Annotated in this window: 17 protein-coding genes; 7 read left to right on the top strand and 10 right to left on the bottom strand. The window is 61.6% G+C overall.

Features of this window, described 5'->3' with window-relative positions:
• Positions 1–27 precede the first annotated feature (27 nt).
• From G5332_RS15170 to nudF, 9 genes are all read right to left on the bottom strand, one after another.
• A complete protein-coding gene (locus tag G5332_RS15170; protein WP_421311326.1) occupies positions 28–2,037 on the bottom strand; it encodes an FUSC family protein in 2,010 nt (669 codons plus the stop codon).
• A 1-nt stretch (position 2,038) separates the two neighbouring features.
• Positions 2,039–2,905: an HlyD family secretion protein gene (locus G5332_RS15175; protein ID WP_215802040.1), complete on the bottom strand. Its 867-nt coding sequence runs from the start codon at positions 2,903–2,905 to the stop codon at positions 2,039–2,041.
• Positions 2,898–3,140: a DUF1656 domain-containing protein gene (locus tag G5332_RS15180; RefSeq protein WP_033113020.1), complete on the bottom strand. Its 243-nt coding sequence runs from the start codon at positions 3,138–3,140 to the stop codon at positions 2,898–2,900. Before G5332_RS15180 ends, G5332_RS15175 begins: the two co-directional genes overlap by 8 nt.
• Before the next feature lie 113 nt (positions 3,141–3,253).
• A complete protein-coding gene (locus G5332_RS15185; protein ID WP_421209320.1) occupies positions 3,254–3,655 on the bottom strand; it encodes a GFA family protein in 402 nt (133 codons plus the stop codon).
• Positions 3,656–3,691: 36 nt separating this feature from the next.
• Positions 3,692–4,315: an NUDIX hydrolase gene (locus G5332_RS15190; RefSeq protein WP_421209318.1), complete on the bottom strand. Its 624-nt coding sequence runs from the start codon at positions 4,313–4,315 to the stop codon at positions 3,692–3,694.
• Positions 4,316–4,317: 2 nt separating this feature from the next.
• Positions 4,318–4,905, bottom strand: coding sequence for a YqiA/YcfP family alpha/beta fold hydrolase (locus G5332_RS15195; RefSeq protein WP_421209317.1), 588 nt, complete (start codon positions 4,903–4,905; stop codon positions 4,318–4,320).
• Between the two features lie 12 nt (positions 4,906–4,917).
• Positions 4,918–5,736, bottom strand: coding sequence for a 3',5'-cyclic-AMP phosphodiesterase (gene cpdA / locus G5332_RS15200; RefSeq protein WP_041202814.1), 819 nt, complete (start codon positions 5,734–5,736; stop codon positions 4,918–4,920).
• A 22-nt stretch (positions 5,737–5,758) separates the two neighbouring features.
• Entirely contained in the window at positions 5,759–6,247 is a 489-nt protein-coding gene (locus G5332_RS15205; RefSeq protein ID WP_196783449.1) for a DUF1249 domain-containing protein, read from the bottom strand.
• Positions 6,210–6,851, bottom strand: coding sequence for an ADP-ribose diphosphatase (gene nudF / locus G5332_RS15210; protein ID WP_421311329.1), 642 nt, complete (start codon positions 6,849–6,851; stop codon positions 6,210–6,212). The genes G5332_RS15205 and nudF overlap by 38 nt, the downstream gene beginning before the upstream one ends.
• Positions 6,852–7,155: 304 nt before the next feature.
• Between nudF and tolC the strand changes: the two genes are divergently transcribed.
• Entirely contained in the window at positions 7,156–8,478 is a 1,323-nt protein-coding gene (tolC, locus tag G5332_RS15215; RefSeq protein WP_216952108.1) for an outer membrane channel protein TolC, read from the top strand.
• A gap of 116 nt (positions 8,479–8,594) precedes the next feature.
• Here the strand turns inward: tolC and hldE are convergent, their stop codons facing one another.
• Positions 8,595–10,022 (bottom strand): bifunctional D-glycero-beta-D-manno-heptose-7-phosphate kinase/D-glycero-beta-D-manno-heptose 1-phosphate adenylyltransferase HldE, encoded by a 1,428-nt coding sequence (gene hldE, locus G5332_RS15220; RefSeq protein WP_421311331.1) that lies wholly within the window; start codon positions 10,020–10,022, stop codon positions 8,595–8,597.
• 204 nt (positions 10,023–10,226) lie between these two features.
• Here hldE and lpxL point away from each other — a divergent pair, with 204 nt between their 5' ends.
• From lpxL to G5332_RS15250, 6 genes are all read left to right on the top strand, one after another.
• Positions 10,227–11,150 (top strand): LpxL/LpxP family Kdo(2)-lipid IV(A) lauroyl/palmitoleoyl acyltransferase, encoded by a 924-nt coding sequence (lpxL, locus tag G5332_RS15225; RefSeq protein WP_021231687.1) that lies wholly within the window; start codon positions 10,227–10,229, stop codon positions 11,148–11,150.
• A 627-nt stretch (positions 11,151–11,777) separates the two neighbouring features.
• Entirely contained in the window at positions 11,778–13,700 is a 1,923-nt protein-coding gene (locus G5332_RS15230; RefSeq protein ID WP_421259395.1) for a PTS mannitol transporter subunit IICBA, read from the top strand.
• Positions 13,701–13,737: 37 nt separating this feature from the next.
• On the top strand, positions 13,738–14,883 hold the full coding sequence (locus G5332_RS15235) for a mannitol-1-phosphate 5-dehydrogenase (protein ID WP_421259396.1): 1,146 nt from the start codon (positions 13,738–13,740) through the stop codon (positions 14,881–14,883).
• A 133-nt stretch (positions 14,884–15,016) separates the two neighbouring features.
• Positions 15,017–15,538, top strand: a complete 522-nt coding sequence (locus G5332_RS15240) for an MltR family transcriptional regulator (protein WP_005335907.1) — start codon at positions 15,017–15,019, stop codon at positions 15,536–15,538.
• A gap of 190 nt (positions 15,539–15,728) precedes the next feature.
• Entirely contained in the window at positions 15,729–17,516 is a 1,788-nt protein-coding gene (locus G5332_RS15245; RefSeq protein ID WP_204420232.1) for a cation:proton antiporter, read from the top strand.
• Entirely contained in the window at positions 17,513–18,085 is a 573-nt protein-coding gene (locus tag G5332_RS15250) for a DNA-J related domain-containing protein (protein WP_204420230.1), read from the top strand. Before G5332_RS15245 ends, G5332_RS15250 begins: the two co-directional genes overlap by 4 nt.
• Positions 18,086–18,116 lie beyond the last annotated feature (31 nt).

Consider the following 18,116-nt stretch of genomic DNA (forward strand, 5'->3'; position numbering starts at 1 on the left):
GGGGATTGTGCCCCTCCCAAGGCTGTTTCAGCTCCCCTCGGCGGGGCCCGGCAGCGCCTGTTGCAGCTGGGAGAGCGAACTTTGCAGCCGCCACACCATGCCTGCCAGCTCTCGCGCCGTGCCATCGCCATGGTTGGCCAGCCCCTGACTGATCCGCTGCAGCTCGGCCAGCGTGCGATCCAAGGAGGCGTGCTGCACCCCCTGCTCGGTGAGGATCCCCTTCAGGCTGCGGATACAGTTGTCGCGCACCAGATAGAGGGGGTGCTCGTCACCGCGCCACTGGCGCAGCTGCCAGACGATATGGCTGCAGTTGAGCAGCACCACGCCCCAGCGCAATACCCAGAGGCGGGCGGTCTGATCCTGACTCTGGCCGAGCTGGCTGATGCAGTGGTAGATGAGCGACTCGAACTGGCTCTCGCTCTGGCGCGGGGCGGGCTCCAGTTGCTCCATGAAGTGGCGGCGCAGGGAGCGGATGAGGCGGCGGCTCTTGCGCCGATCCGAGCTGGGTCGCAGCAGCTGAAACGCCAGCGCGGCGCTCATCACCCCCAGCATCTGGGCAAGGCTGCTGTTGATGAACTGCTGATAGTCGTAGCTGGGCGGATTGGTGATGGCGAGAAACGAGCCGAGCAGCACGATCATCTGGCCCCAGAGGCCCGCCTGCCGCACCTGCTGTTGTTTGCAGAGCTGCATGGTGAGCAGCGCCGGAAAGAGCAAGAGGCAGAAGATCCAGAAATCGTCGATGCGGATCATCAGGCCAAACTTGACCGTAAAGCAGATGAGGCTGAGCAGCAGGATCGCCCTGAGCATGGTGTTGGCCCCCTGAGCCGGCGCCGGGGTCGCCGAGTAGAGCACGCAGCAGATGGAGAGCATGGTGAGCGCCGAGCTGCCCGCATCCCACTGACTGTTGATCCAGAAAGTGCAGCCGAGCAGCACGCAGAGGAAGGTGCGCCCGCCGTTGTAGGCGGCCTCCAGCGTGTCGGTATGGCTGGTGAGGGAGGTGTGACGGGGCGGCGCCGGCCACTCCTGATCGTCGTAGCGGGTCAACCGGTCGAGCCAGCGCTGGCACTCCAGATAGCTCCAGCAGAAATGGCGCAGCCGCAGCAAAAAGGTGCGCAGCCGGTAATCATGCTCGCTGGTCGGCATCAGGGGAGCCAGCAACCTCGCGACCCGATACTTGTCGCACTCCGGCTTGCCAAGCTCGGCCAGCAGGGTGGCGAGCAGCGCCTGAATGCCTTCCGGTTGTTCTGGCCAGTTGTGCAGCATGCGGCGCTGGCTGGAGATAAGGCTGATCAGGCGCAGCTGGCGATGGAGCAGGAAGTTGAGCAGCCGGTTCTGGCGCCGCAGCCGGTGATGGCTCCAGACCGCCTGAATGCGTAGTACGTTCATGGTGAGGATCTGGCCGATCAACCCCTCGTGGGAGCTGCGTACCTCGTGCGTCATCTCCCCCAGCCAGAGCAGCTGGGCATGCTCCAGCAGGCGGGCTTGGCTCTTGCGCAGGGATTCCAGCAGGGTTTCGCTGTCGGAGGTGCTGGGCAGGATCATCATCATCAGACCGCCGCAGAGGATGCCGATGATCACCTCGCTCACCCGCGCCTGGGCAATATCGAAGATATGGTGGGGATCCGCCACATTGACGCAGGAGAAGGCGATGATGGCGGCAGTGTAACCGCCGAGGGCGAAGGCGTAGGAGACGTTGTTCTGATAGTGGTTGGAGATGTAGGTGCACAAGCCCAGCCAGAGGGCGATGAGAAAGCTGAACAGCCAGGGATCGCTGATGCCAAGACCGGTGATCATCACCGCCGCCATCGCCCCCATCAGGCTGCCAACCACCCGCCCCAGACTCTTGCTGATCACCCCGCCCACAGTGGGAAAACTCACCACCGCGGCCGAGCTCATCGCCCAGTAGGGGGAGTCGAGCTGCAGCACGAAGGCCAGCCAGAGCGACAGGCACATGGCCAGCGCATTGCGCAGGGCATAGCGCCACTGCCCCCCTGTCGCCTTCCCCCAGGGGGTACGCAGCCAGAATGACTCGCTCACCCTACTCGCCAATGGTGATGGTGCAGGTGGTGCCGGCGATCAGCGTCACGTCCGCCGGCACATCCAGCAGCCTGATCCGCACCGGCACCCGCTGGGCCAGCCGCACCCAGGGCACGTTGGGTTTGACGTCGATCAGCAGGCCGTTGCCGCCATCGACGCTCTGATCGTGGATGGCGCGCCCTATGCTCTCCACCTCGCCGCGCAACCGCTGTTCACCGCTGTAGAGCACCACTTCAGCCGGTTTGCCCGGTGCTATGTGGCCGAGCTTGGTCTCTTCAAAGTAACCCTGCACATAGAAGGAGTGAGTATCCACCAGCGCCACCAGCGGCACGCCGGCGCTGGCATAGTTGCCGACCCGGGTCTGCAGGTTGGTGATGTAGCCATCGCTCGCGGCATGCACCCGGGTCTTGGCCAGCGACCACTCCGCCTTCTCCAGATTGGCCTGTGCCACCTGATAGGCCGCCTGCATCGCCTGGGCATTGAGGCGCGCTTCGTCCATCGTCTCGGCGGAGATGACGCTACGCGACAGGCCGCTGCGGCGATTCGCCTCATGCTCGGCCTTGTCGAGATCCGATTTCGCCTTGGCCAGCGCCGCCCGGGCATTATCGAGGGCGATCCGGTAGGGCTCGGGGTCGAGCGTAAAGATCTCCTCCCCCGCCTTCACCAGCTGGTTGTCCTTCACCGCTATCTTGATGATCTTGCCCGACACCTCGGGGGTAATGCTGACCAGCTCGGCGCGCACCTTGCCATCCCGGGTCCAGGGCCCCTGCATGTAGTAGTTCCACAGCCACCAGCCCGCCGCCAGCGCCAGCGCGCAGACCAGCAGGGTGGAGAAGTATTTGAGGGTCGCGAGAGGTGATTTAGCCATGTAACAGCATCCATAGAGCGCCGCTGACGGCGAGGATAAAGAGGGAGAGATCCATCAGCAAGGGGTGCCAGACATCCCCGCCATAGAGCCAGTCACGCAGCAGATGGTGCACCGGCAGCCAGCAGAGCAGGCCGAGCAGCACCGCCTTGAACAGCGGCGGAAAGTAGAGAGAGGCGCCCAGTACCAGATCCGGCAGCGCAGAAGGAGTTGTCACAAACGTGCTCCCTGTTGGCAGTGAAGTTCAGAAGAGTTCGGCCATTCCCTGCCCCGGGCGAGGCAAAGTAAACAGGCCGCTAAAGATTAACACTGCCCCGCAGGGTGCAACAGGTACATATGAGCCCCTTTTGTTCAGACCTGTCGATCCGCTGGATGATGCACGCCATCGCGCGTCGGCACCGCCCCCAGCTCGAACGGGTTGACCCCTTCGAGACAAGCGAGGTTGTAGCCATACTCGGCCGGGTTGGAGCGGCGCTGATGGTGGGTATAGATGCCGCAGATACTGCAGAAGTAGTGTTTGGCGGTGCGGGTATTGAACTGGTAGCAGCGCAGCACCTCCTCCCCTTGCAGAATGCGGATGCCGGACAGCGGCACCGAGGCGACGATAGCGCCCCGACGTCGGCATAACGAGCAGTCACAGCGGCGCGGATCAACCACCCCATCCGGCAGGGTGAGCTCCAGCACCACGGCGCCGCAGTGGCAGCTGGCCTTGTGTTTCTCTTGAATCGGGGTATTGCCGATGCGCTTGATCATCCAGCCTCCTTGCAGACGGGTTCACTTCCTCAGATGTCAATCAAACAGGGTATCGCGCCGCCCCTGCTGCAAGTGCTCATGGAGGGTGCGCAACTGGGAGGCCACCACCCGATGGCGGGAGAGCGGGGGCAAGTCGTCGATGGGGAAGTAACCCGCCCCTTTGGTTTCATCGGTTTCGCCCAGCAGCTGGCCGCCGGCCACCTCGCACAGAAAGAAAGCCTTGTGGGCGTGAGGCAGCTGGGGCGGATGAGGATGTTTTAGCTTGTCGAACAGGGCCAGCAGTTGCACCGCACGGCACTCAAGGCCGGTCTCCTCCACCACTTCACGCACCACGGCATCCGCCGGCGAGTCACCGATATCGCACCAGCCACCGGGCAGAGTCCAGCAGTCGTCGCTGCGCTCCTGTACCAGCAGGATATGGCCCGCATCGTTCTGAATGAAGGCCCGCACATCGAGCTTGGGGGTGGGATAACCACTGTCGAGGGCAATCCAGTCGCTGATGGCTTCCGGCGCCAGCTCGCCCTGGCTGGCGATAAGGGCCACGGTGGCCGCTCGCAGCGCCTCGAAACGGCCGATATCGAAGGGGTCTTTGGAGTAGGTGAGGCCCGCTTGCGCCGTGACCAGTACCTGTTCCAGAAAGGCGGCCAACGGCGGTTGCATGATTAAAGCCCGAGGAAACGGATGATCTGGGCGGGGTAGCGCTCGAACGCCACGAAGGCGTGGTCGCCGCCGCACTCCAGCGAGAGGCGGGCAAAGCGGTATTCGTCCAGCGCCTTACGGTAGTCGAGCACCTCATCCCCCTGCTGTTGCAGCACCCAGAGTCGCTCCGGCGCCGTCACCGGTACCGCCAGTGCCCGCAGCTCGTCCATATGTTGAGGCAGCAGTTCGTACTGCTCACCCGTATAGGGATTGGTCTGGGGGCCAAGGTAGTCGCAAAGCAGCTCGTGCGGGCACACCGCCGGATTGATCAGCGCCGCGCGGCAGCCGTACTGCTCGCTGACCCGGGTCGCCATAAAGCCGCCGAGGGAGCTACCCACGGCGCCGAGCTTGTAGTCACTACCATAACGACGCTGCAGATCAGCAATGGTCTGCTCGATAGCCGCCCAGGCCGTCGCTGGCGTATTGGGCTGGGCCGGAATGATCACCTCGATGTCGGGCCGGTTGGCGGCCACCCAGGCAGCCATCTGCTGCGCCTTGGCGGAGCCCGGTGAGGAGTTGAAACCGTGCAGATAAAGGAGAACCGACTTCATGCAATGCTCTCCTCAATAACCGGTGGCGTTGGGGTCGGGCACAAACTGTCCCACCGGCAGGCGCCACACCTCGCTGGCCACCCGCCCATCCGGATAGAGGGTGAGATAGCGCCAGCCCGGGCCGGATTCATCCAGCGCAAAGCCATCAGAGAGAGGTTTGAACTGGATGCAGGTCGATGGGCTGGCAATCAGCCGCACCCCGCGGTGCACCTCGTCAAACTCCTGATGGACGTGGCCAAACAGGATGGTCTTCTGCTGCGGATGACGGGCCAGTACGGCGAACAGGTCATCGGCATTCTTGAGATTGTGTTGATCCAGCCAGGCACAGCCCACCGGCACTGCCTGATGGTGCAGGGTGATAAGAGCGTGGCGATCAGGATATTGACGCAGGGCACGGTCGAGGGCGGCCAGCTGGTGATCGCCAATCATGCCGTGGGGTTTGCCGCGCACCTGGGTGTCGAGCAGGATCACCTGCCAGTGGTCGCCCACCAGCTGTTTGGATTCACTGATCCCGGCGGCATGGAGATATTCGGTCATCAGCGGGCTGTCATCGTGATTACCCGGCAGCCAGTAGATGGGGCGGCCCAGGGGCGCCATCATGGAGGCGAAGCGCTGATAGGATTCCGGGCTGTGATCCTGCGACAGATCGCCGGTCGCCAGAATCACCTCGTAGGGGTGTTCATTGGCCTGCACCTGTTCCAGCACGGCGGCCAGACTCTCTGCGGTGCGCACAGCCAACAGCCGCCCTTCGGCACTCGCGAAGAGGTGGGTGTCGGTAATTTGCAACAGGCGCACACTGCCGTCCTGCGCCTGGGGGAGCTCTGTTTCCAAAATCACGCTTCTTTTTATTTGTTCAACTGGAGATATTGATCGGGCTGGTACCATGTCTGAGACAAAATTTTAGCCATTCGGCCAGAAACAGATTTACCTGCTCCTTTTCGTCCCGCTGGTGCATCTTTTTATTGGGATAATCATAACGTGGTTGCAAACGGGAAATCTGTTGCGCTGCACACACTTCCGCCATCCGCACATCATGATACAAACGAATCTCTATCTGAGCTTGTAAATATTCGGGCAATTCGGGGTTGTGCTGGCTCAGGATCACCTGATTGGTGAAGCGACTCTCGCCAATGATGGTGAGCTGGAACTGCAGATCGTTGCCGACCCGATAGCGGCGCTCGGCGCCGACTTCCCCATCTGGCGGCAGCAGTTTCATCAACGCCATGTAATTGACCTCGCAGGTACGCTGCAAGGACATCAGATCAGGCACATAGCGCCTGCTCTGTTGCAGGGTCAGCGCCACCTCAGCGATCCGCCAGCCAGCGGGCGCGCAGCTCGCCATGGTTGAGGGCCAACCACTGCAGGGCAATGACCGAGGCCGCATTGTCGATACGTCCCTCTTTGAGCCAGGCGTAGGCCTGTTCGCGGCTCACCACGTGCACCCGGATATCCTCGCCCTCATCCGCCAGCCCGTGCAGTCCCTCGGCCTTGCTGGCATCCACCTCGCCCACAAAGACCTCGATCCGCTCGGTGCTGCCGCCCGGGCTCACCAGATAGCTGATGGCATGCTCGCAGCGGGTCACCTCGATACCGGCCTCTTCCACCGCTTCGCGACGCACCACCGCCTCGGCGGTTTCCCCTTCGTCGATGATGCCGGCTACCAGCTCCAGCAGCCAGGGGGTCGGGCTGGTCTCCATGGCGCCGATACGGAACTGCTCCACCAGCACGATCTGGTCGCGCACTGGATCATAGGGCAGCAGTGCGGCAGCATGGCCCCGCTCGAACAGCTCGCGCACGATGGGCTGATTCCAGCCGCCAGCAAATAACCGATGCTGCAAACGATAGACATTCACCTTGAAGAAGCCGTTATATCCAGCTGATTTTTCAATGATTTTCACATCATCGGCGGCGTAATGCCGATCTTGCGGCAAGGGTTGCTGCGACATCCGGGGCTCCCGTCAGCTTGACTTGTATCAGTTTGACCATAAAATCCGAGGAACATGAATGAACGTTCATTCACTCGGCGTGCCATGGTAATGAGGGGTGGATTTTAGCAGCCACAGACCATTTGGCTAGGCGCGCGGGGAGAAAACTGCGTCCGGTTCTTGACGTTCCCGTCACCGGACCTGAGACTCTTAGCATTAAATTTTGCTTATAGTAGAGTGATTAAGCTGCAATCAAGCTTGGTCGGTGACAATATTTGCCTCTCCAGCAACCAGTTTGGGTTACTACATAAGGTTAAAACGATCTATGAAAAGAACACTTTTGTCAGTCATGGTGTTGCTGGGCGTCAGTGCCGGTGCCCATGCCGAAAACCTGCTCGACATCTACCAGCAAGCCCAGATCAAAGACCCGCAGTTGCTGCAGTCCAAAGCCGTTCGCGACCAGGCCTTCGAGAAGATCAACGAATCCCGTGCCCCTCTGCTGCCCCAGATCGATCTGGGTGCCGGGCTCAATTATCTGCAAAACAAGAACGATACCCAGAGCAATACCAACGCCAAGGGTGAGGTGACGCTGTCGCAATCCCTCTATCGTCGCAGTAACTGGGTCAATCTGGATATCAGCGAGAAGCAGGCCACTCAGTCAGATGTCGCCTACAACCTCGAAATCCAGAACCTGATGGTGCGCACCGCCAAAGCCTACTTTGATGTGCTCAAGGCGATGGATACCCTGGAGTTCGTCCGTGCCAACAAGGTTGCGGTAGAGCGTCAGCTGGAGCAAACCCAGCAGCGTTTCGAAGTGGGCCTGACCGCCATCACCGACGTCCATGAAGCAGAAGCCTCTCGCGACCAGGCGCTGGCTGACGAGATCAATGCAGAAAACTCGCTGGACAACAGCTACGAGACCCTGCGCGAGCTGACCGGTGTTGATCACCGCAACCTGGACATCCTCAACACCGATCGCTTCAGCCCGCAAAAGACTGCCTTCGGTTCCGACAAGTGGCTGGAGCTGGCGCTGGACAAGAACCTGCAACTGCACAGTGCCCGCATCAGCAAGGACATTGCCAAGGAGCAGATCGATCTGGCCAAAACCGGCCATGAGCCGACTCTGGATCTGGGTGCCGGACTGCAAACCAGCAATACCGATTACAAGCTGGATAGTATTCAGAGCGGCGGCAATGACAATCAGGCCAATATCGGTCTGACCTTCAAGCTGCCCATCTACAGTGGTGGCGCCACCAGCTCCAAGGTAAAACAGGCTCAATACAACTACGTTGCGGCCAGTGAACTGCTGGAGAAGAACTTCCGCTCGGTGCAGAGCACAGTGCGCTCCTCCTACAACAACGTGAACGCCAGCATCGGCTCGGTTCGCGCCTACAGCCAGTCTGTGGTCTCCGCCGACAGCGCCCTGAAGGCAACCGAAGCCGGTTACGAAGTGGGTACCCGTACCATCGTCGACGTGCTGGACTCTACTCGCAAGCTGTACGAGGCCAAGCAGAAGCTCTCCGAAGCCCGTTACAACTACATTCTCAATATCCTGAGCCTGAAACAGGCTGCCGGTATTCTGGAAGCGCAGGATCTGGTGGAAGTGAACCAGGGTCTGATGCCTGCCACGGCAAAAGCCAAAGGCTGATAGCCGCTATCGGACATGAAAAAGGCGACCGCAAGGTCGCCTTTTTGTTATCCGTATTTCTGCCGTTTTGCTACCGCCGATAGTGAGCCCCGCCAGATTGCGGGGCTAGCAGAACGTTAGCCGCGCTCGCGGATCGTCTTGATGATGTCGGTGGTGGAGCAGCCATCCTCGAAGTTGAGGACGCGCACCTCACCGCCGTTGGCAGTCACTTCGGCGTAACCGGCGATATCTTCCGGCTTGTAGTCGCCGCCCTTGACCAGCAGATCCGGCAGGATCTCGGCGATCAGGCGCTGCGGGGTATCCTCGGAGAAGGGCACCACCCAGTCCACCGCGCCCAGCGCAGCCAGTACAGCCATGCGGCGCTCGGTCGGGTTGACCGGACGACCCGGCCCTTTCAGGCGACGAACCGACTCGTCGGTATTGACCGCCACGATCAGGCGATCCCCCAGCTTGCCCGCATTGGCCAGATAGGAGACATGGCCGGCGTGCAGGATGTCGAAGCAGCCGTTGGTCATCACCACCTTCTCGCCACGCAGACGGGCGGCACGAACCGCCACTTTCAGCTGGGCTTCGGACATGACGCCGAAGCCGGTCTCCTGCTCGGTGTAGAGGGCATTGGCCAGCTCGACCGGACTCACGGTAGAGGTACCCAGCTTGCCGACCACGATACCGGCAGCGGTATTGGCCAGCGCACAAGCTTCGTCCAGGCTCTTGCCTGCCGCCAGCGAGGTAGCCAGGGTCGAAATCACGGTATCACCGGCACCGGTCACATCGTAAACCTCGTGGGCCTGAGCCGGCAGATGCAGCTCCGCCTGACCTTCGCGGATCAGGGTCATGCCGTTCTCGGAACGGGTGACCAGCAAGGCATCCAGCTCGAAACGCTTGACCAGATCCAGCCCCTTGGCGACCAGCTCCTCTTCGCTCTTCACCTTGCCCACCACGGCCTCGAATTCGGACATGTTGGGGGTCAGCAGAGTGGCACCGCGGTACTTCTCGAAGTCGGTCCCCTTGGGGTCGACCAGCACCGGAATACCGGCGGCTCGGGCGCGCAGGATCATGCCGGGCACGTCGTTGAGAGCACCCTTGCCGTAGTCGGAGAGGATCATCACGTCGCTGTTTGGCAGCGCCTGCTCGACCTTGCTCATCAGCAGGGTGGCATCGACGGAGTGGAAGGGCTCTTCAAAGTCCAGACGCAGCAGCTGCTGGTTGCGGGACAGCACCCGCAGCTTGGTGATAGTCGGGAAGTCGGCCAGACGAACGAAATCACAGGCCACCTTGACGCCAGCCATTTGGCCAGCCAAGGCATCGGCAGCCTCGTCCTGACCGGTCAGGCCAAGCAGCACGGCGTGGGCGCCAAGGGCAGCGGAGTTGAGGGCCACGTTGGCCGCGCCACCGGGACGCTCCTCAATGTGTTCAACCTTGACCACGGGCACCGGCGCCTCGGGGGAGATCCGACCGGTAGGGCCATGCCAGTAACGGTCCAACATGACATCGCCAACGACCAGAACGCGGGCTTTTTCAAAATCGGGCAGGGTGATCTTCATCTGTATCGACTCTCAAAACCTGAAAAATCAGCGGGCGATTTTATCACACTCTTTTATCCGGTGTAGAAAAAGCCGACCGCAGTTGCCGCCGCTGTCACGCTAACCGGACGCAGGCTACCCCTCTGACCAGCACACAGCCATTCGCCCCCGCCCCCCCTTTTCGGCTAGAATCCCCCGATTGTGTTTGCGAACAAGAGATTAGCCATGGCCCATGACAACGCTCCCCGCCTGGAGCCCCGCCTGTTTCATCCCCGTTACTGGGCCAGCTGGTTCGGCCTCGGCCTGCTCTGGCTGCTGACCCTGCTGCCGTGGCGCAGCCAGATGTGGCTGGGCCGTCAGCTCGGTCGCCTCGCCGCCAGGATTTTGAAGTCCCGGGTCAAGATTGCCCGTCGCAATCTGGAGCTGGCGATGCCCGAGCTGACCCGGGATGAGCGGGAGAAACTGCTAAAAGCAAACTTCGAGAGCGTGGGCTGCGCCGTGTTCGAGGTGGGGATCGCCTGGTTCTGGCCAGACTGGCGGATGCGCAACCTGATGAAGGTGGAAGGGGAAGAGCACGTCATCGCCGCCATGGAAAAAGGTCAGGGCATGCTGCTGCTCTCCTGCCACTTCCTGACGCTGGAACTCAACGCCCGCTGTTTCGGGCTGGTGCGGCCCGGGGTGGGGGTCTATCGCCCCAACACCAATCCGGTGCTGGAGTATGCCCAGTACCACGGGCGCTGTGCCTCCAACAAATATCTGGTAGACCGGATGGATGTGAAGGGGATGATCAAGGCGCTGCGCAACGGCGACGCCCTCTGGTATGCACCGGATCATGACTACGGCAGCCACGCCAGCGTGTTCGTGCCCTACTTCGCGGTAGAGCAGGCCGCCACCATCACCGGCACCGCCACCTTGGCGCGGGTGAAGAATACCGTCACCCTGCCTTGCTACAACATCCGCACCAGCGAGGGTTACACCCTGCATATCGGGGCGCCGCTCGCCGACTACCCCAGCGGGGATGACATGGTTGATGCCGCCCGCGCCAACCGCGAGATTGAAGCCGCCGTGCGCAAGGCGCCGGAGCAGTACATGTGGCTCCATCGCCGCTTCAAGACCCGCCCCTCCCCCGAGGATGCCGGTTTCTACTAAACCGCAGCCCCCGACATGGGATAGCTCGTAAAAACCGACAAACCGCCTGCTGGCGGTTTGTTTTTATCTGCTATCAGCCCTGCGCGGCAAGCAAGCGCCCCGAACATCTGCCGCTCGATAACATCCTGCATGTTGGCGCCCATTCCCACCAGCCAGCAGCAAAAGAGACCTCATCGCCGACCGTAAAAACTGAAAGCGGGTTACAAATTTATTGATTCATTGGTAAGCAATGGAGTGTTTCGATAGATCCATCGTCACAACCCGCTGATGAGTGACTGAGTGATTTGTCCCATTCGAATACAAAAATTGAATTTGTGACATGAATCACCTTTACATAATGGGGCCACCAAGAAACTTTGGTGATTTAAGTCACATAAAATGACCATGCAAAACAGAAAAGAGCGAAATGTAGCCGAATTACAGCATAGGAATGTGATGTGGGTCACTGTTTATGGAGGGGGTATCGCTGGGTATCTGAGAGCTAGATCACAAGACACCCCGTTTTCAGCCTAATTTGATATCAAGCTGGTAGATTGAAGTTGCTTAGACGACCGGGATGGCGGTTCGGCAAAACCGGCCATCCCGACTACCACTTTTAATCAAACAGGCTTAAAACGGGGTCCCGACATGTTATCACCGGATACCAAAGTCAAGATACAGAATTTTGGACGCTTCCTGTCCAATATGGTCATGCCCAACATAGGCGCCTTTATCGCCTGGGGCTTTATCACCGCCCTCTTCATCCCCACCGGCTGGCTGCCCAATGAAACCTTGGCCAAGCTGGTCGGCCCCATGATCACCTACCTGCTGCCGCTGCTGATTGGCTACACCGGCGGCAAACTGATGGGCGGTGAGCGCGGCGGCGTGGTCGGTGCCATCACCACCATGGGTGTCATCGTGGGAACTGATATCCCCATGTTCATGGGCGCCATGATGGTCGGCCCGCTCGGTGGCTGGGCCATCAAGCGCTTCGACAAGGCGATGGACGGTCGCGTCAAGAGCGGCTTCGAGATGCTGGTCAACAACTTCTCCGCCGGGCTTATCGGCATGCTGCTGGCGATCCTCGCCTTCTTCGTGATTGGCCCCTTCGTCAAGGTGCTCTCCGGCCTGCTTGCCGGTGGCGTCGGCTTCCTGGTGGATAACCACATGCTGCCGCTCACCTCCATCTTCGTCGAACCGGCCAAGATCCTGTTCCTCAACAACGCCATCAACCACGGCATCTTCTCGCCGCTGGGGATCCAGCAGGCGACCGAGCACGGCAGCTCCATCTTCTTCCTGATTGAAGCGAACCCGGGCCCGGGCATGGGCGTGCTGCTGGCCTACATGGTGTTCGGTCGTGGTGCGGCCAAGCAGTCCGCGGCTGGCGCCTCCATCATTCACTTCTTCGGTGGCATCCATGAGATCTACTTCCCGTACGTGCTGATGAACCCACGCCTCATTCTGGCGGTGATTGCCGGTGGCATGACCGGGGTCTTTACCCTGACCCTGTTCAATGCCGGTCTGGTCTCCCCTGCCTCACCGGGCTCCATCTTCGCCGTGCTATTGATGACGCCGAAAGCCTCCCTGATCGGGGTCGCCCTCTCCATCATCAGCGCCACTCTGGTCTCCTTCCTGGTCGCCGCCGTGTTCGTCCGCGCCCAGCAGCCGGAAGCCGATGAGGCAGATGCCCTAGGTGAAGCCACCCGCAAGATGAAAGCCATGAAGGGCGGCAAGCCCGAAACCGCAGCGGCCAAGAAGCCGGGCGGTGAACTGATGGCGGTGCGCAATATCGTGGTCGCCTGCGATGCGGGCATGGGTTCCAGCGCCATGGGCGCCGGCATGCTGCGCAAGCGGGTACAGGCCGCTGGCCTCGATATCAGCGTCACCAACCGCGCCATCGATCAGCTCGACGATCAGGTGGACTGGGTTATCACCCACAAGGATTTGACCGAGCGGGCCCGTCGCCATGCGCCGAACGCTCACCATATTTCCCTGACCAACTTCCTCGACAACGGCCTCTATCAGGAGCTGGTACAGAGTCTGACTCAAGCCGCCAACGACGATGTCGCCAACCCGCAGCTGCTGGTGGCCGCCAACGACGACAGCTACGAACCGCAAGCGGCCGAAGTGTTCACCCTGAGCCGTCATGACGTACATCTGGGACTGAAAGCGGACAGCAAGGAGGCCGCCATCCTGACCGCAGGCAGACTGCTGGCAGAGCGCGGCTACGTGGCGCCCGACTACGTCAACGCCATGCTGGAGCGTGAACAGCTGGTCTCCACCTACCTCGGCGAATCCATCGCCGTGCCCCACGGCACCATCGCCGCCAAGGAGTTTGTGAAGCGTACCGGTATCGTCATCTGCCAGTACCCGGCCGGGGTCGCCTTTGGCGAAGCCGCCGATGAGGTGGCGCGGCTGGTGATCGGTATCGCCGCCCGCAACGACGAACATATGCAGGTGATAACCCGCCTGACCAATGCACTGGATGAACCCGGTCTCATCGACCGGCTGGCCAGCACCACGGATCCCCAGGCCTTCCTGGATCTGCTGGGTGCCGAACAGGCTGCGTAATCATCTTTCATCGTCTTTGGTTCAAGAGGTTAATATCATGAAAACATTGCATTTTGGTGCTGGTAACATCGGTCGCGGCTTTATCGGCAAAGTGCTGGCGGATGCCAGCCATCAGGTCACCTTCGCCGACGTCAACGACATCCTGATCGACCAGCTCAACCACCGTCAGGAGTACAAGGTTCATGTGGTGGGTGCGGATCAGAAGCTGGACGTGGTACGCAACGTGGCGGCGGTGAGCTCCGCCGGTCACGAGGTGATCGCCCGCATCATCACCGCCGATCTGGTCACCACCGCAGTCGGCCCCAACATTCTGGACAAGATTGCCAGCACCCTGGCCAAGGGGCTGCAGGCCCGCTTCGATGCCGGCAACCTGACACCGCTCAACGTCATCGCCTGCGAAAACATGGTGCGCGGCACCAGCCACCTCAAGCAGGAGGTACTCAAGTACCTGCCGGTCGCGTATCATGCCACGCTCGAATCCTGCATCGGCTTCGTCGACTCGGCGGTGGATCGCATCGTGCCGCCCGCCGCGGCAGCCAACGATGACCCGCTGGAAGTGACGGTCGAGAGCTTCAGCGAGTGGATCGTCGACCAGACCCAGTTCAAGGGGGAGTTACCACAGGTGGCGGGCATGGAACCCACCGACAACCTGATGGCCTTCGTCGAGCGCAAGCTGTTCACCCTCAACACCGGCCACATCGTCACCGCATACCTCGGCAAGCTGCGGGGCTATCGCACAGTGCGCGAGGCGATCGAAGATCCGGTGATCCGCAGCAAGGTGCGCCGCGCCATGGAGGAGAGCGGTGCCGTGCTGGTGAAACGCTACGGCTTCGACCCGCGTCTGCACGCCGCCTACATCGAGAAGATCCTGGCCCGCTTCGCCAACCCCTATCTGGTGGACGAGATTGACCGGGTCGGTCGTCAGCCACTGCGCAAGCTGGCGGCGGGGGATCGACTGGTGAAGCCGCTGCTGGGCACCCTGGAGTACGGCCTGCCGAGCGATCAGTTGCAGGAAGGGATCGCCGCGGCGCTCCACTATCGCAATGCCGATGACCCGCAGGCAGTGGAGTTGCAAGCCCTGCTGGCGGAGCTTGGCCCGGCCAAAGCGCTGGCCCGCGTTACCGGACTGGATGAAGAGAGCGAGGTGGTTCGCGCCATCGTCGCCCGTTACGAAACCCTGTAATGACCCTGCTTGCGGCGCATTCAGCCATCACTGATAGCGCGCCAAGCGCTTGAATGGCAAGGGAATGTGCCCCATATGATAAAAACCGGGAGAGAGGCTGACTCTCTCCCTGTCAGCTGGACCCAATGCACCTATGACCACACACCAGGAAGATGAAGTACTGGAACGACTGAACGAGCAGGATGGCCCCCGCGGCTTCTTTCTCGAAGCCGTGACCATCCTGGAAGAGGCGGTCGACTCCCTGATGCGACGCGCGTTCCGTCAGGAGGAGTATGCCGTCAAATACGCCATCGAACCCCTGCTCAACCAGAGCGGCCCCCTCGGCCAGCTGGAGGTGCGCCTCAAGCTCATCTTCGCCCTCGGCCTCATCTCCCTTGAGCGCTATCAGGATATCGAAGCCTATATCAAGATCCGCGACTTTCTGGTGCGCGACCCCAAGGATTACCGCTTCAGCGACAAGCCGATCCGCGATCTGCTCGACCGCCTGCACGGGGTCAATCAGGGCGGCATGATGAAGCTGGAGCCCCCCGCCAGCGAAGAGGATTGGGCCTTCTACCAGATGCAGCTCAACCGGCTCGATCAGATGGTGCGCTCCGCACTGGTACTGGCGCTGGCCGATTGTGTCGGCGAGCTCCACAAGGAGAGCCCCATCTAATCCGGCCCCAAGGCCACCCCATCACCACGGTTGGCGTCTGGCTGGCGCCCTGCACACCACCGCCAGCCACCATGACGCCGACTGTCGCACATCTCCCCATCCCGGCCATGATGCTCGCTCCTTCGGGTGTCAATCTGACCAACTTAGCCACTACACTAGCTCCATACTCACTGCCTGAATCGAGGTCTGCATGATTGCCCTCTCTCTGGCCGGGATCGCCCTGGTCTCCGTACTGGCCCAATGGCTCGCCTGGTCGCTGCGGGTGCCCGCCATCTTGTTTCTGCTGCTCACCGGCCTGACTCTGGGCCCGGTCAGCGGACTGCTCGACCCCGATGCCCTGCTCGGGGATCTGCTGTTTCCGCTGGTCTCCCTGTCGGTGGCCATCATCCTGTTCGAGGGGGCGCTGACCCTCCATCTGGCCGAGCTCAAGGGGATCGGCAAGGTGGTGCGCAATCTCTGCTCCACCGGCATGCTGGTCAGCTTCGCCGTCATCGGCAGCGCCGGTTACTTCCTGCTGGGGCTGGACTGGCGGGTCGCCACCATGCTCGGCGCGGTACTGGTGGTAACGGGCCCGACGGTGATCGCCCCCATGCTCAACGTGATCCGCCCCACCCGGGAGGTGGACCGCATCCTGCGCTGGGAGGGGATCGTCATCGACCCTATCGGCGCCCTGTTTGCGGTGCTGGTGTTCGAGGCGGTCCGCCTCGGCAGTCAGGGAGATCTCATCAGCCATACCCTGCTGGCGCTGGGCAAGACAGTGCTGGTCGGTTCCCTGATCGGGGTGGCAGCAGGCTGGCTCACCACCCTGCTCATTCGCAAGGACTGGCTACCGGTCAGCCTGCACAAGTTCGGCGTGCTGGCGCTGGTGCTGCTCACCTTCAGCCTCTCCAACTGGCTGAGCCACGAGTCCGGTCTGCTGGCGGTGACCGTGTTCGGCATCTGGCTCGCCAATCAGGAGGGGCTGGATCTGGAGGAGGTGCTGGCGTTCAAGGAGGATCTCGCGGTCATCCTTATCTCCAGCCTGTTTATCCTGCTGGCAGCGCGCCTCGATCTGGCCCAGCTCTGGCAACTCGGCCCCATGGTGCTGGCGCTGCTCTGCGTGGTGCAATTCGTGGCGCGTCCGCTCTGTATTCTGGTCTCGACCTGGGGCTCGGATCTCTCCTGGCGAGCTCGCGCCCTGCTGAGCTGGATCGCCCCGCGTGGCATAGTCGCGGCGGCAGTCAGTGCCTCGTTTGCCATCAGCCTGCATCAGGCCGAGATCCCCGATGCCGACAAGCTGGTACCGCTGGTATTTGCGGTGATCATCTCCACCGTGGTGTTGCAGAGCCTCACCTCGGCACCGCTGGCCAGCCTGCTCAAGATGCGCCAGAGCGCCCCCAACACCTGGCTCATCATAGGGGCCAACTCGGTGGCGCGGGCCATTGGCAAGGCGCTGGCGGATCAGGGGGTGCCGGTACAGCTCTGCGATCCCGCCTGGGAGTTCTGCAAACAGGCGCGGATGAGCAACCTCCCCTGCTACTTCGGCAACCCCCAGTCGGAACATGCCGAGCTGCACCTGCCGCTTACCAGCATCAGTACCGTGCTGGCACTCTCCCCCAACCGCCACAACAACGCCCTCGGGGTGCTGCACTTTGCCCACCTCTACGGCGAGGAGCAGGTCTACTCCCTGCGATCCAGCGAGCAGCACGGCAAGGCCAACCGGGAGAGCGCCACCTTTCGCGCTCGCCAGAACCTGTTCGGCCCCGACATCAACTATGCCAAGCTGAGCAGCCTGCTGAGCCGGGGCGGCCAGATCAAGGCGACCCGCCTGAGCGAGACGTTCGACTGGGCCCAGTATCAGACCGCCAATCCCGGCGCCATCCCGCTGTTCATCATGGATGGCAAGGGCAAGCCCCAGATCGTTACCGGCCCTGTCACCCCGCAGGCGGGTGAGCTGCTGATCGCCCTGCAGCCACCCAGAGAGCAGGGTGCCGAATGAGCGAAGCCAACCACAATCCGCTGATCGCCCCTCTGCTGGTGCTATTGCAACAGGCGGCGGGAAGCTACAAGGTGCATGAACTGATGGCCGCTCTGCGCCAGCAGGGGGAGATCCCCCGGCTGGCCGACGATGAGCAACTACAGCTGTTTCGGGTCAACTTCCTGATCATGAACGCCCTCTACCAGTTGCAGGCCGAGCTCTGGCAAGAGGGATGGTGGCTGGTAATCAGCACCCTGGATATCCGGCTCGAACCGCTGGCCGGGAATCAGGAGGCCAACCACGGCTTTGCCCTTGGCGAAAATCTGCGTAGCTACTATCTCGACTGGCAGGTGTTCTGGCAGACCGACCGTGCCGAAGTTGAAGCCCTGCTCAACCGCTTCTGGCGCGCTTATGACGGTGAGGGGCACAAAGCCGAGGCGCTGGCCCTGTTCGGGTTGAATGAGGGGGCGAGTCAGGAGGCGATCCGCCGCCGCTGGCGGGAGCTGGCACTGCAGCACCATCCGGATCGGGGTGGCAATGCCGAGACCTTTATCCGCATCCGCTGGGCCTGGGAGGTCCTGCGGGGATGATCCGGTTGCCGTCCGCACAAAGAGAGGCATA

The organism is Aeromonas sp. 603757 (assembly GCF_049171255.1).
Lineage (GTDB): Bacteria > Pseudomonadota > Gammaproteobacteria > Enterobacterales > Aeromonadaceae > Aeromonas > Aeromonas veronii_A.